This is a genomic window from Streptomyces sp. NPDC047043 (assembly GCF_040644055.1).
Lineage (GTDB): Bacteria > Actinomycetota > Actinomycetes > Streptomycetales > Streptomycetaceae > Streptomyces.
Map to the genome: position 1 here is coordinate 1 of NZ_JBEYVO010000041.1, position 12,623 is coordinate 12,623.

Consider the following 12,623-nt stretch of genomic DNA (forward strand, 5'->3'; position numbering starts at 1 on the left):
AGGTCCCAGAAGGTGTCGCCGGGGGAGGCGTGGGTGACCATGGCGACGGTCATGCGGGGGGTGGTGGCCTTGCCGGCGGAGGCGGCGGCGTCGTTTTCTTCGGACTTCTTGCCGCCGGAGCTGCTGGAGCAGGCGGTGGCGAGCAGGGCGCCGGTCAGGGCGACGGCGGTGAAGGCGGCGGCTCGGTGGTGTCTGTGCATAGTCCCTTGCACCTCGCTGTGCGGTCGGGCGGATCGTGTGGGCAGCGCGGAAACCCGGGTGTGGCGGCGCGGGGGAGCGGTCTGCAGCGGTCATCGGTGGGGACCGCCTGCTTCACCGTCGCTAGAGCGCTTCATTAGCGCGCTCTAGTAGCACGCACTATGGAGCGCCCTCGGAGAGATGTCAACAGGTATGTCAGGACGTATCGACAAAAGACTCTGTGAGGTGCCGAAAGGCCTGGTGAGGCCGCCGACCCGGGCCGCCGCCCCGTGTGTGCCGACGGGGAACCGTCAGGGTTCGCGGTGCTCGTGCGCCGCCTGTTCCAGCGCCTCCGCCTCGGCCTCCGCGATCCGCTGCTCGGCGTCCACGTCGATGGAGCGGGTCAGCAGCCAGTACAGCACCGCGGCGACCGGCAGCCCGACGAACAGCGAGATGTCGGCGCCGTCCAGCGCGTCGGCGACGGGGCCGACGTACAGCGTGCCGACGGAGAAGAAGGGGACCATGACGCCGAAGCCGACCAGATACGCGATGATGCCGTGCCATCCCCAACGGCCGTAGATCCCGTGGGGGTTGAAGATCTCCGCGATGGCGTAGTGGCCGCGGCGCACCACGTAGTAGTCCATCAGGTTCACCGCGGTCCACGGGATGAACAGATAGAGCACCAGCAGCAGGAAGTTGTTGAAGTTCTCCAGGAAGTCGGAGGTCGCGGCCAGCGCGCCGACCAGGGAGAGCGCCGCGGTCAGGCCGATGGTCACCAGCCGTACGCCGAGTGTCGGCCGCACCCGTTTGATCGAGTCGATGGCGCTGATGAGCGTGAGCGAACCGCCGTACATGTTCAGCGCGGTGACGGAGACCAGGCCAAGGACCGCGAACAGCAGCACGATCGCGCCGAACCCGCTGAACACCTTGTCGCCCGCCGCGTTGATCGACCTGATGGTCTCGAAGTCCTTGCCCGCCCAGGCGGCCAGCAGCGCGCCGAGGACCATCAGCCAGATGCCGCCGAGGGCCGAGCCGAAGTACGTCCAGTAGAAGGTCTTGCGGACGGTGACGTTCGGCGGGAGATAGCGGGAGTAGTCGGAGACGTAGATCGCCCAGCTGATCTGGTAGCCGGCGACCACGCCGAACTGGGCAAGGAACGGCGTCCACTTGAAGGCGCCGAGGTCGAACGAGCCCGCCGGGTAGTGCAGCGTGACCAGGACACCGACGGTGAAGATCCCGAAGACGACCAGGAAGGAGTACGTCAGGAACTGCTCGGCCTTGTGGATGACGTCGTAGCCCACCAGCGCGATGACCAGGGCGACGACGGTGACCACGACCACCCACAGCTTGACGCCGCCGTGGACGGTGGTGTGCATGGCCTCGCCCGCGAGGATGGTGTTGAAGACGTTGAAGCCCGCGTACTGGACGTAGGCGAACAGCCACACCAACAGGGCACCGACGTAGCCGAACTGGGGCCGCGACTGGATCATCTGCGGCAGGCCCAGCTGCGGGCCCTGCGCCGAGTGGAAGGCCATGAAGAAGGTGCCGAGGACGGTGCCCGCCACGATCGCGATCAGCGACCAGATGAGGTTGCCGCCCTCGGTGATGCTGATCAGGCCCACCGCGAGCGTGGCGATCTGGGCGTTCGACATGAACCACAGCGGGCCCAGGTGCCAGAGCTTGCCGTGGCGCTCGTCCAGCGGGACGTAGTCGATGGAGCGGATCTCCAGGCCCGATACCCGGGGCTCTGATGCTGCGGTCACGGCGCCTCCAGAGTGCTGATCCGCCCCTGTGGCCCATGCATTCCCCGGAAGCGTCCGGTCAAGTGGTCGCATTGCCGACCCTTGACCGGACATTTCGCGGACGGGTCAGACCGCCGGGCTCGGGAAGGTCGGGTACTCCACCCCGGAGACGTGCTGGACGACGCGGATGACCTGGCAGGAGTAGCCGAACTCGTTGTCGTACCAGAGGTAGAGGATCGCGTTGTCGCCGTCGACCTTGGTGGCCCCGGCGTCGACGATCGAGGCGTGCCGCGAGCCGATGAAGTCGCTGGAGACCGCGTCGGGGGCGGTGGTGAAGTCGATCTGGCGCCTCAGCGGGGAGGTCAGCGACACCTCGCGGAGGTAGTCGAGGACTTCCTCGCGGTCCGTCTCGCGGCCGAGCCGCAGACTCAGGATGGCGATCGAGACGTCCGGCACGGGGACCCGGATCGAGCTGCCGGTGATGGGCGCCTTGAGGTCGGGCAGCGCCTTCGCCACGGCGGAGGCGGCACCGGTCTCGGTGATCACCATGTTGAGCGGCGCGGAACGGCCGCGACGGTCCGCCTTGTGGTAATTGTCCAGCAGGTTCTGGTCATTGGTGAACGAGTGGACCGTCTCCACGTGGCCGCGCAGCACACCGAACTCGTCGTCCATCGCCTTCAGCGGCGGCACGATCGCGTTGGTGGTGCAGGAGGCGCAGGACAGGATCTGCTCGTCCGGCTTGATCCTGTCGTGGTTGACGCCGTGCACGATGTTCGGGACGTCACCCTTGCCCGGCGCGGTCAGCACAACCTTGTCGACGCCGGGGCGCAGGTGCTGGGACAGGCCCTCGCGGTCGCGCCACTTGCCGGTGTTGTCGATCAGGATGGCGTTGCTGATGCCGTACGCGGTGTAGTCGACCTCGGACGGGTCGTTCGCGTAGATCACCTTGATCGCGTTGCCGTTGGCGAAGATCGTGCTGCTCTCTTCGTCCACGGTGATCGTGCCCTGGAACTGGCCGTGGATCGAGTCCCGGCGCAGTAGCGAGGCCCGCTTGACGATGTCCTGCTCGCCCCCGCCGCGCACCACGATCGCGCGCAGCCGCAGGCCGTTGCCGGAGCCGGCCTTCTCGATCAGCAGCCGGGCCACGAGCCGGCCGATGCGCCCGAAGCCGTACAGGACGACGTCCCGGCCCCCGCCGCGCTCGATCTTGTTGGCGCCCGTGGCACCCGCGACGGCCTCGGCGGTGAACGCCTCCACCGTCAGACCGCGGTCGTCGCTCTTGTAGCTCGCGGCGAGCCTGCCGATGTCGATCTGGGACGGACCCAGGTCCAGCGAGGTCAGCGTCTGCAGGAACGGCAGGGTCTCGGTGACCGAGAGCTCCTCGCCGGCGATCTGCCGGGCGAACCGGTGCGTCTTGAGGATGCTGACCACCGACTTGTTCACCAAGGAGCGGCTGTGCAGCAGGACGGTGACGTCCCGCTCGCGGTGCAGCTTCCCGATGATCGGGATCATCGACTCCGCGGTCTCCTCGCGGGTCTTCCAGTTGGTGAACGAGTCGTCGTTGACAGTCACAGATCCATCTTTCGAGCTAGGCAGCGCTCAGATGATAAACCGTCGATGTTTCGTTTGATCGATCGGGGGTGCCGGAGTGGTGAACGCCACCTGGATCGAGACGATCCGGCCGCCCGTCCGTACCTCACGGTCATGGGGCCGCCCCGCCCCGCCACCGCCAACGCACCGATCGAGGGACGAACACCATGAACGCAACCGCAGCCATCGGCGTGACCGGCCTGGGTGTGATGGGCCGCAACCTGGCGCGCAACTTCGCCCGCCGCGGCTTCACCGTCGCCGTCCACAACCGCACGGTCGGCCGCACGCGCGCGCTCGTCGAGGTGTACGGCGACGAAGGCACGTTCGTCCCCGCCGAGAGCGCCGAGGAGTTCGTGGCCGCCCTCGAACGCCCCCGCCGGCTCATGATCATGGTGCAGGCGGGTGCCGCCACCGACGCGGTCATCGACGAGTTCGCCCAGCTCCTCGAGCCCGGCGACATGATCATCGACGGCGGCAACGCCCACTTCGCCGACACCCGCCGCCGCGAGGCCGCCCTGCGCGAGCGTGGCATCCACTTCGTCGGCACCGGCGTCTCCGGCGGCGAGGAGGGCGCGCTCGAGGGACCGTCCATCATGGTCGGCGGCTCGGCGGAGTCGTACGACGTCCTCGGCCCGATGTTCGAGACCATCAGCGCCAAGGTCGACGGCGAGCCCTGCGCCGCCCACATCGGCAGCGACGGCGCCGGGCACTTCGTCAAGATGGTCCACAACGGCATCGAGTACGCCGACATGCAGCTCATCGCCGAGGCCTACGACCTGCTGCGCCAGGTCGCCGGCTACCAGCCGGCCGAGATCGCGGACATCTTCCACCGCTGGAACGAGGGCCGGCTCGGCTCCTACCTGATCGAGATCACCGCCGAGGTGCTGGCCCACACCGACCCCGAGACCGGGCAGCCGTTCGTCGACATCGTCCAGGACGCCGCCGGCCAGAAGGGCACCGGCCGCTGGACCGTGCAGACCGCACTCGACCTGGCCTCCCCGGTCACCGCCATCGCCCAGGCCACCTTCGCCCGCGCCGCCTCCGGCCAGAGCGAACTGCGCGCCGCCTACTCCGGGCTGCCCGGCGGCACCCGGCCCCAGCTCAGCCGCACCGAGGCCGACCGCTTCGCCTCCCAGGTCGAGCACGCCCTGTACGCGTCCAAGGTCATCGCCTACGACCAGGGCTGGAAGATGATCCAGGACGCGGCCGCCGAGTACGGCTGGAAGATCGACCTCGGCACCGTCGCCCGGATCTGGCGCGGCGGCTGCATCATTCGCGCCTCCTTCCTCGACCGCATCCGCGCCGCCTACGCCGCCGACCGCGACCTGGTCAGCCTGCTCGGCGAGATGGAGTTCGCGATGGAGATCACCGATGCACAGGTCCCCTGGCGGGAGATCGTCGCCTCCGCCGCCCGCCGCGGCATCCCCGTCCCCGCCTTCTCCGCCGCCCTCTCCCACTACGACACCCTGCGCGCCGACCGGCTGCCCGCCGCCCTCCTGCAGGGCCAGCGCGACTTCTTCGGTGCCCACACCTACCGGCGCACCGACCGCCCCGGCACCTTCCACACCCACTGGTCCGCCCCCGAGCGCCACGAAACCACGGCCTGACCAGCACCGTCCGGACGGACGCGGCGCCGTGACCATCCCCGGGGACCCCTCGTTCCCGACTGCATGATCCACATCAAGCGCGGACTCGTCACGGCCGCCGTCGCACTCGCCGGCCTCGCGGGCCTGACCGCCCCCGCCGCCCGCGCCACCGACAACGTCCCCTGCCACAACCCCACCAAGAAGGACCTCACCGACCCCGGCACCGGCCGCGCGTGGCCGGGGACGGAGGTCAGGTACTGCAACCTCACCCAGGGCCATGTCCCGGTGTACGCCACGCGTTCACCGGGCACCCCCGTCGTCGGGTATCTCGAACAGGGCGCCGCCAACTGGTTCGTCACCGAGTTGAAGGGCCAGACCTTCCGCGCCGGGTCCGCCGAGAACTTCTGGTGGGGCAGCGCCAAGGCGGACAACGGCCGCTGGGGCTGGGTCCCCGAGGTCTACTTCGCGGGCGGCGCCAACAACGAGGACGACGCAGGCCTGCTCATGCCCGGCGGCTACACCTGCGCCAACATCTGCCCGCCGCTGCCGTTCTGGGCGCGCTGAGGCTCGACTTCCGGCCCCTTGCCGAGGTAGAGCCAGGCCAGGCCGCCCAGGACCGGGGCCCAGAGCAGGGCGAGCACCCAGACCGTCTTCGGCAGGTAGCGCGTCCGCGCGGGCGGGGTCCTGACGCAGTCCACGAGCGTGTGCAGGTACAGCGCGACCACCAGGGCGTAGAGGGCGAAGACGGCAACGGTCGACATGGGCTGGTTCCTTCCCGATGGGCCCGGCGCCGCCAACGGGCACGGGGCTCCTGTCTGTTCGCCCCTTCATCGGACGAGGCCGCCCGATCGGTTCACGGCGGATGCCGACGCGTCCGCCCCATTGATCATTGACGCCCGACCGGCCCCCACTTAGCCTCCAGCAAACACACCAGAACAGGCAGGTCGACGATGGCAGACATCCCCGACGGCAGAGTGGTGGCGGGCCGACAGCTCCAGGTCGAGACGCACGGCCTCGACGTCATCAAGGACGCCGAGCGCAAGGGCAGCCCGCGGACGCTGTTCTGGCCCTGGTTCGGCGCCAACGTCTCCGTCCTCGGCCTGAGTTACGGCGCCTTCGCCCTCGGTTTCGGGATCTCCTTCTGGCAGGCGCTGATCGCCGGCGTCATCGGCATCGTCTTCTCGTTCCTGCTCTGCGGCTTCGTCGCGGTGGCCGGCAAACGCGGCTCCGCGCCCACGATGGTCCTCAGCCGCGCCGCGTACGGCGTCCGGGGCAACCGTCTGCCCTCGGTGATCTCCTGGGTCCTCACCGTCGGCTGGGAGACCGTGCTGTGCGCACTCGCCACCATGGCCACCGCCACCGTCTTCGACCGGCTCGGCTGGGGCGGCGGCACCGAGACCAAGGTGGTCGCCCTCGTCCTGGTCGGCGCGCTCACCGTCGTCGGCGGCGTGATGGGCTTCGACCTGATCATGCGGCTGCAGACCGTGATCACCGTCGTCACGGGCGTGCTCACCGTCGTCTACATCGGCCTCGTCGCCGACCAAATCCACTGGAGCACCGTCAGCGCCCTCCCGGCGGGCTCCGCCCAGGAGTTCATCGGCGCGCTGGTCTTCATGATGACCGGCTTCGGCCTCGGCTGGGTCAACGCCGCCGCCGACTACTCCCGCTATCTGCCGCGCAGTTCCTCCAGCCGCGGCGTGATCGGCTGGACCACCTTCGGCGCCTCCGTGGCCCCGCTGCTCCTGCTGGTCTTCGGCCTGCTGCTGGCCGGCTCCTCCACCAAGCTCAACACCGCCATCGCAGCCGACCCGATCGGCGCGCTCACCATCATCCTGCCGACCTGGTTCCTGGTCCCGTTCGCGGTGGTCGCCGTGCTCGGCCTGGTCGGCGGCGCGGTCCTCGACATCTACTCCTCCGGCCTGGCCCTGCTGTCGGCGGGTATCCGCATCCCCCGCTACGTGGCCGCCTTCGTCGACGGCGTCCTGATGATCGCGGGCTCGATCTACATCGTCTTCTTCGCCGACGACTTCCTCGGCCAGTTCATGGGCTTCCTCACCACCCTCGGCGTCCCCATCGCCGCCTGGTGCGGCATCATGCTCGCCGACCTGGCCCTGCGCCGCCGCGACTATGACGAGGGCGACCTCTACCGCCCCACCGGCCGCTACGGCGACGTACCGCTCACCCCGCTGCTCCTCACCCTGGCCGCCACCGCCCTCGGCTGGGGCCTGGTCACCAACTCCGCGGCCAGCTGGCTGACTTGGCAGGGCTACCTCCTCGAGCCGTTCGGCCTCGGCGGCAAGTCCGGCGCCTGGGCCTACGCCAACCTGGGTGTCCTCGCCGCCCTCGCCCTCGGCTTCCTCGGCACCCTGGCCCTGACCCGCACCCGGGTCCGCAGCCAGGAGGCCCAGGCCCCGAGCCCGGCGGACGAAGGAGCAGCCGTATGACCACCGGCCTGCTCGCCGTGATCGACATGCAGCGCGTCTTCGCCGAGCCGGACAGCCCCTGGGCCACCCCTCGCTTCACCGAGGCCGCGGCAGGAGTGCGACGCCTGCTGCCGGCCTTCGGTGACCGCGTGGCCTTCACCCGCTTCGTGGCCCCCGCGAAACCCGAGGGCGCCTGGCGCGCGTACTACGACCGGTGGTCCTTCGCGCTCCAGCCGCCGGACGACCGGCTCTGGGAGCTGGCCGACGAGTTCGCCCAGCACACAGGGCGTGTCGTGGACGCCACGACCTTCGGCAAGTGGACCCCGGAACTGGCCCGGCTCGTCGGCCCCGAGGGCCGCCTGGTCCTGGCCGGCGTCAGCACCGACTGCTGCGTCCTGTCCACCGCGCTCGCCGCCGCCGACGCCGGCATCGAGGTGCTGGTCCCCGCCGACGCCTGCGCGGGCGCGGACGACGACTCGCACGCCAAGGCGCTGCAGGTCATGGACCTGTACCGGCCGCTGGTCCGCGTGACCACCGTGGCGGAGCTGCTGGAGGGGTGAACAGCGCTACAGCAGGCCGATGTTGGTGAGCGGGAAGTTCCAGTCGTTGCTCTCGACGTTGCCGCGGCCGTCGTGAGCCGCGGCGGGTACGGCGAACAGGATCAGCCCGGTGAGGGCAGCGGTCAGGGCGGCGACGACACGACGCTTCACGGTTCCTCCTCGACGAGAGCCTCGACCACCCTGCCTCCGAGCCGGTCGCTCCGCTCGCCCGGACACGCCGTCCAGCCTGCGCATTCAGTCGCTTGGTGGCGATATCCCATTGCCAGCGCGGCTCACGCCACGGCAGGGTTCCCGGACACCCCGTCCCTCCAGGAGGCGCTCCCGTGTCCGCTGCTCCCGTACAGCACCGCCTGGCCCTCCTCGGCGGCGGCTTCAGCCTCGACGACGACGGAGTGCTGGACGACTGGCTGCTCAGCCACGCGCCCACCGCCCGCCCGCGCGTCTGCTTCCTGCCCACCGCCAGTGGAGACGCCCTCGCGTATGTCGAGAGATTCCTCGCCGCGTTCCGCTCGCGCGAGGACTGCGAGGCGTCCGTACTGTCGTTGTTCCAAAGGGAGTTGGACGACGAAGGGCTGCGCTCGTTCCTCTTGGCGCAGGACGTCGTGTACGTCGGCGGCGGCAACACGGCGAACATGCTGGCCGTGTGGTGGGTGCACGGCGTGGATCGACTGCTGCGCGAGGCCTACGACCGCGGCACCCTGCTGTGCGGCATCAGCGCCGGCGCCAACTGCTGGGCCGAGGGCTCGCACACCGACTCCTTCGGCCCCCTCACCTTCCTCCCGGACGGCCTGGGCCTGCTCCCCGGCTCGGTCTGCCCGCACTACGACAGCGAACCGGGCCGCCGCCCCTCCTACCGGGCAGCCGTGGCCGACGGAGCACTGCCCGCCGGCTGGGCGCTGGACGACGGCGTGGGCGCGCTGTTCACGGACGGCCGGCTGACGGAGACGGTGAGCAGGCTGCCGGGCGCCCGGGTGTACCGGGTGGAGCGGGACGGGCGGGGCGGGGCGGACGAACGGGCGCTGCCGTGCCGCCTGCTCAAGTGAGTGGCGTCGAGTGAGTCGCACCGGCGGGAAGACCTTGGCCTTATCCGGTCGGTACCGCAAGGCACTTGCCGTGTTCAATCACTCGTATCGCGTCACGAAACCGACGGCCCCACCCGTCAGGAGGCACCGTGCTCGCCGCTCCCGAACCCACCCTCACCGAAAGCGAGATCATCGAGCGCGCCGTAGCGCTCAGGCCCGTGCTGCTCGAACGGCAGCCGGAGACCGAACAGTTGACGCACTACCCCAAGGACACCCACGACGACTTCCTGCGGGCCGGCTTCTACCGGATGCTCCAGCCGCGGCGCTACGGCGGCTACGAGTTCGGGCTGCCCGCCTTCTACCGCGTGGTCACCGAGATCGCCCGTGGCTGCCCCTCCACCGGCTGGGCGCTCTCGCTCACCGCCGCCCATGTGCTCCAGGTCGCCACGCTCTTCGACGAGAAGGCGCAGGACGAGATCTTCGGCGCCGACGGCGACTTCCGGGCCGCGTCCACGGTCGTGCCGGTCGGGGTGGCACAGCCCGACGGCGACGGCCATGTCGTCCTCGACGGCACCTGGCCGTACTCCTCGGGGGCGCCGTACTCCACCCACTACGTGGGCCAGACCCTGCGCGCCCCCGCCACCCCCGGCGACCCGCCCGGGCCGCCCGTGCTGTTCGTCGCGCCGCGCGCGGTGTGGACGGTGCTCGACGACTGGCACGGCGTCCTCGGCCTGCGCGGCAGCGGCTCCAACAGCATCCACATGGAACAGGCCCGCATCCCCGCGTACCTCACCCGGGAGGCCTTCCTGCTCGACCTGCCCGTCGAGGGCGGCAGCGTCGGCTCGAAGCTGCACGGCAATGCGATGTACGCCGGGCGGGCACCGAGCTTCTTCCACGGCGAACTGGCTGCCATCATGATCGGCACCGCGTACGCCGCCGCCGACGAGTACGCCCGGGCCGTCGCCGCCCGCCCGCTCGCCCTGGAACCCGACCGCACCCGCGCCGGCCTGCCCGACTACCAGCGCCACCTCGGCGAGGCGCTCGGCCTGATCGACATGGCCGAGGCGGCGCTGCGGCGGACCGCGCAGGACTGGATGGAGGCGTGCCGGCGCAATGTGGCCGGCGAAGCACCGTTCACCGCCGTCGAGGACAACCGGCTCGCGCTGATGTTCCTCAACGCCGGGCGCACGGCATGGGACGTACTGCAGGGCACCCTCTTCCGCACCGCCGGTTCCCGGCATGCCCGCGACGGCGAGCGGATGCAGCGCTACTTCCGGGACGCGGCCACGTACTGGTCCCATGTGGGCGCCGGCATGTACGAGCCGCTGACCCGCCGGGTCGGCTGCGACCGCTTCGGCCTGCCCTCGGATGACATACCGCTGATTCCCTGACGGCCCGGTTCCCTGGGGAAAGCAGGAATGTCCTGGTCCGGAGCGGGTACGCGAGCAGGACCCGTGCCCGGGAGCGATCTTGCCCGGGGCGGGCCGTACGACCGCCGCTACCAGGGGATCTGCCATGGACACACCTGCCAACGACCACACCACCACACCGGCCCGGCAGGCGCTGGACGCGCTGGCCGTGAACACCGAGGACGAGAGGGCGCTGGACACGCTCGCCCTGAGCGAGGTGCTGGTGCCCGTGCCCGACGACGCCGGTCAGGAGGACGGCGACCCGGGCGCGGTGGCCCTGCCGGTCCTGGAACAGCCGGGCGGCGACCCGGTGGTGCCCGTGTTCACCTCGGAGGGCGAGATGGCCGAGCTGCTGCCGTTCGTCTCCCGCTACCGCCTGGTACCACTGGGCGCGCTGGCCTCGCAGTGGCCCGCCGATGATCTCTCGCTCACCATAGACGCCGGCTCCGAGCACCCGCTGACGCTCACCTCCGAAGGCGTACGGACGCTGCTGTCCCGGCCGTAGGACGGGCCCGGGAAGGGGGCGGACGTCCTCCGCCCCCTTCCCGCACCCGGGCTCCCGCGCGGCCCGCAGTTGAACGGCGCCGACCCCGCTCACGCCCGGCGCCTGCGGTCGCCGTGCCAGACGATACGACCGCCGCGACCGTCGCGCCGCTCCCGGATACGCGCCACCCGTCCGCAGAACACGGCGGATCGTGGCATTTCCGCGCCCCGCATGCAGAGAGTCGCGCGCACCCGGAGAATCGCCGGCGCCCTCAGAGACTCTTGCCGGGGTTGAGAATCCCTCGCGGGTCGAACACGTCCTTCAGCCGCCGCTGCAACGCGTGCGCGGCGGCCCCGAGTTCGTCGGCGACCCACTGCCGTTTCAGCACGCCCACGCCGTGCTCGCCGGTGAGCGTGCCGCCGAGCCGCAACGCCAGGGCGAAGATCTCGCCGGCCGCCTCCCAGGCCGCGTCCGGCAGCCGGTCCAGGGACGGGTCGACCACGATGATCGGGTGCAGATTGCCGTCCGCCGCGTGCGCAATGGTGAACACGGGCACGCTGTGCCGCGCGGAGATGTCCCGGATCTCGCGCACCGCCTCGGCCAGCCGGGAGCGCGGCACCGCGATGTCCTCGATCAGCGGTCGGCCCAGCCGTTCCAGAGCGGGCAGCGCGAGGCGGCGCGCGGCCAGCAGCCGCTCGGCCTCCGCCGGGTCCTCCGTGGTCTCCACCGCCGAGGCCTGCGGCGTCAGCACCTGCGCGATGGCCGCCGCCTCGGCCGCCGCACCGGCTCCGTCGCACTGCACCACCAGCAGCGCCGCACCTCGCTGGCGCAGCGCCGGGTCGATGGCTTGCAGCACCGGCCCGTCCACCAGCTCGGCCAGCGCGGGCACGACGCCGGCGCGCGCGATGGCGTACGACGCGTCGGCCGCCGCCTCGAAGGAGTCGAACCAGGCCGCGAGGGTGGCCGTGGCCACCGGGACCGGCCGCAGCCGCAGGGTCGCCGAGGTGATGACGGCGAGGGTGCCTTCGGAGCCGGTGAGCAGCGCGGTGAGGTCGTAGCCGGTGACGCCCTTGACGGTCCTGCGGCCGGTGGTGATCACCGTGCCGTCGGCGAGCACGGCCTCGAGGCCGAGCACGCTGTCCCGCGTCACCCCGTACTTCGCGCAGCGCAGTCCGCCCGCGTTGGTCGCGATGTTCCCGCCGATCGTCGACAGCGCCGCGCTCGCCGGATCGGGCGCGTACCGCAGGCCGTGCGCGGCGGCCGCCCGGTCCAACTCCGCGGTGATCACGCCCGGTTCGACGACCGCGAGCTGGTCGTCCGCCGAGAGCTCGAGGATGCGGTTCATCCGGGACAGGTCCAGGACGAGCGCGCCCTGGCCTGCCGTCGCCCCGCCTGACAGGCCCGTGCCCGCGCCGCGCGGAACCACCGGGACGCCCAGCGCGTGCGCGTGCCGGAGGGTGACGGTCACGTCCTCGGTGCGCCGGGCGTGCACGACGGCGAGGGGTTCGCCGGCTGCCGGGGTGCCGGAGCGGTCGGTGGTGTGCGCGGCGAGCGCGGCCGGGTCGGTGTCCAGCCGGTCGGGTGGCAGATCACGGGCGAGCAGGCCGAGGAACTGCGCTGACACGGTGGT

At 71.0% G+C, this 12,623-nt stretch carries 12 protein-coding genes and 1 pseudogene; 7 read left to right on the top strand and 6 right to left on the bottom strand.

Annotated features, from left to right (window positions below; translation table 11 throughout):
* The 3 genes and pseudogenes from ABZ880_RS45445 to ABZ880_RS45455 all read right to left on the bottom strand — a co-directional run.
* Nucleotides 1-200: pseudogene (locus ABZ880_RS45445) on the bottom strand (sugar ABC transporter substrate-binding protein); the annotation flags it as partial.
* A 288-nt stretch (nucleotides 201-488) separates the two neighbouring features.
* The gene (locus ABZ880_RS45450) at nucleotides 489-1,940 is read right to left on the bottom strand and encodes a cytosine permease (protein ID WP_361276598.1); all 1,452 of its coding nucleotides are present in this window, start codon (nucleotides 1,938-1,940) and stop codon (nucleotides 489-491) included.
* A 105-nt stretch (nucleotides 1,941-2,045) separates the two neighbouring features.
* Nucleotides 2,046-3,491: a glyceraldehyde-3-phosphate dehydrogenase gene (locus ABZ880_RS45455; RefSeq protein ID WP_361276601.1), complete on the bottom strand. Its 1,446-nt coding sequence runs from the start codon at nucleotides 3,489-3,491 to the stop codon at nucleotides 2,046-2,048.
* 185 nt (nucleotides 3,492-3,676) lie between these two features.
* Between ABZ880_RS45455 and gndA the strand changes: the two genes are divergently transcribed.
* Both gndA and ABZ880_RS45465 read left to right on the top strand, forming a co-directional pair.
* A complete protein-coding gene (gene gndA, locus ABZ880_RS45460) occupies nucleotides 3,677-5,116 on the top strand; it encodes an NADP-dependent phosphogluconate dehydrogenase (protein ID WP_361276603.1) in 1,440 nt (479 codons plus the stop codon).
* Nucleotides 5,117-5,179: 63 nt separating this feature from the next.
* The gene (locus ABZ880_RS45465) at nucleotides 5,180-5,659 is read left to right on the top strand and encodes a hypothetical protein (protein ID WP_361276606.1); all 480 of its coding nucleotides are present in this window, start codon (nucleotides 5,180-5,182) and stop codon (nucleotides 5,657-5,659) included.
* On the opposite strand, the gene ABZ880_RS45470 is transcribed toward ABZ880_RS45465, so the two are convergent.
* On the bottom strand, nucleotides 5,611-5,856 hold the full coding sequence (locus ABZ880_RS45470; protein ID WP_361276609.1) for a PLDc N-terminal domain-containing protein: 246 nt from the start codon (nucleotides 5,854-5,856) through the stop codon (nucleotides 5,611-5,613). The two genes, ABZ880_RS45465 and ABZ880_RS45470, sit on opposite strands and share 49 nt — an antisense overlap.
* A 189-nt stretch (nucleotides 5,857-6,045) precedes the next feature.
* Here ABZ880_RS45470 and ABZ880_RS45475 point away from each other — a divergent pair, with 189 nt between their 5' ends.
* Both ABZ880_RS45475 and ABZ880_RS45480 read left to right on the top strand, forming a co-directional pair.
* Complete coding sequence (locus ABZ880_RS45475) at nucleotides 6,046-7,539, top strand: cytosine permease (RefSeq protein WP_361276611.1); 1,494 nt, start codon at nucleotides 6,046-6,048, stop codon at nucleotides 7,537-7,539.
* Nucleotides 7,536-8,078: an isochorismatase family protein gene (locus tag ABZ880_RS45480; RefSeq protein WP_361276614.1), complete on the top strand. Its 543-nt coding sequence runs from the start codon at nucleotides 7,536-7,538 to the stop codon at nucleotides 8,076-8,078. Before ABZ880_RS45475 ends, ABZ880_RS45480 begins: the two co-directional genes overlap by 4 nt.
* 6 nt (nucleotides 8,079-8,084) lie before the next feature.
* Here the strand turns inward: ABZ880_RS45480 and ABZ880_RS45485 are convergent, their stop codons facing one another.
* Nucleotides 8,085-8,228 carry a hypothetical protein gene (locus tag ABZ880_RS45485; RefSeq protein ID WP_361276617.1) on the bottom strand — a complete coding sequence of 48 codons (144 nt, stop codon included), beginning with the start codon at nucleotides 8,226-8,228 and terminating at the stop codon, nucleotides 8,085-8,087.
* Nucleotides 8,229-8,401: 173 nt separating this feature from the next.
* On the opposite strand from ABZ880_RS45485, the gene ABZ880_RS45490 reads away from it, so the two are divergent.
* From ABZ880_RS45490 to ABZ880_RS45500, 3 genes are all read left to right on the top strand, one after another.
* Entirely contained in the window at nucleotides 8,402-9,121 is a 720-nt protein-coding gene (locus tag ABZ880_RS45490; protein WP_361276620.1) for a peptidase E, read from the top strand.
* A gap of 128 nt (nucleotides 9,122-9,249) precedes the next feature.
* On the top strand, nucleotides 9,250-10,491 hold the full coding sequence (locus ABZ880_RS45495; RefSeq protein ID WP_361276623.1) for an acyl-CoA dehydrogenase family protein: 1,242 nt from the start codon (nucleotides 9,250-9,252) through the stop codon (nucleotides 10,489-10,491).
* A gap of 124 nt (nucleotides 10,492-10,615) precedes the next feature.
* Nucleotides 10,616-11,014, top strand: coding sequence for an SseB family protein (locus tag ABZ880_RS45500; protein WP_361276626.1), 399 nt, complete (start codon nucleotides 10,616-10,618; stop codon nucleotides 11,012-11,014).
* A gap of 250 nt (nucleotides 11,015-11,264) precedes the next feature.
* On the opposite strand, the gene ABZ880_RS45505 is transcribed toward ABZ880_RS45500, so the two are convergent.
* Nucleotides 11,265-12,617, bottom strand: coding sequence for an FAD-linked oxidase C-terminal domain-containing protein (locus ABZ880_RS45505; protein ID WP_361276629.1), 1,353 nt, complete (start codon nucleotides 12,615-12,617; stop codon nucleotides 11,265-11,267).
* Between the last annotated feature and the right edge of the window lie 6 nt (nucleotides 12,618-12,623).